This is a genomic window from Halorubrum tibetense (genome assembly GCF_042661865.1).
Classification (GTDB): domain Archaea; phylum Halobacteriota; class Halobacteria; order Halobacteriales; family Haloferacaceae; genus Halorubrum; species Halorubrum tibetense.
The window spans coordinates 1-633 of the sequence record NZ_JBHSWW010000624.1; the positions used below are offsets into that span (position 1 = coordinate 1).

The 633-nt window shown below is 44.5% G+C and carries 2 protein-coding genes; both read right to left on the minus strand.

Annotation, left to right across the window (positions count from 1 at the left end):
* Positions 1 to 276: hypothetical protein (locus tag ACFQEU_RS17360; RefSeq protein ID WP_379784186.1), on the minus strand; the 276-nt coding region annotated here is incomplete at its 3' end.
* Positions 277 to 300: 24 nt separating this feature from the next.
* Positions 301 to 633 (minus strand): beta galactosidase jelly roll domain-containing protein (locus ACFQEU_RS17365; protein WP_379784188.1); only part of this gene is annotated, 333 nt, incomplete at its 5' end.

A 633-nucleotide genomic window follows, 5' to 3' on the forward strand; every position in this document is an offset into this window, starting at 1 on the left:
CATATCTAACCCAGTCGACAAGCTGGTTAGCGCCATCGTGTAGGCGGCTTTTGTTTGTTCGGCGCCTATTTGACTAACGTTAAAGTAAGCATATTTATGCTGGCAATTATCAAGCGCAGAGGATTTCAAGGTGACAATAAAGCTACCATCTGGCGCGCCTAAGGCGACTCGGCTTACCTGACCCACATACCAATTTGGAGCCGCAGAAGATACGCTGCAGTAGAATGAAAGCGCAAGAACTACGAAAAAGCGCTTTTTAAACGCGAATTGTTTCACGAGAACTCCTTAATAATTTTGAACTCAATTTCCAATAACAACAATTGATCTAGGGATCGGCAGGCGCTTCCCCCAAGGCCCGACTTTACAACTGTCGAGCCACATGCTTACTTTCCTGTTACCCATATGTGCTGCAAGGGCAATACTTAGCGCAGAATCATACCCAGTAGGAAAATCCGTTCGCCAAAATACAACCTTACTGCCGTCCTCGCAGCCATCATTTTGCACTGATCCAGAAGTAGGGTAGAGAGTAAAAAAAGTATCCGTTGCTTCAACTTTTAAGATGCTGAAATCACCACTACCAACAGCAGCAAAACAAGGTAGACCTAAACTAAACACCGCAAATGCAATTAGTAA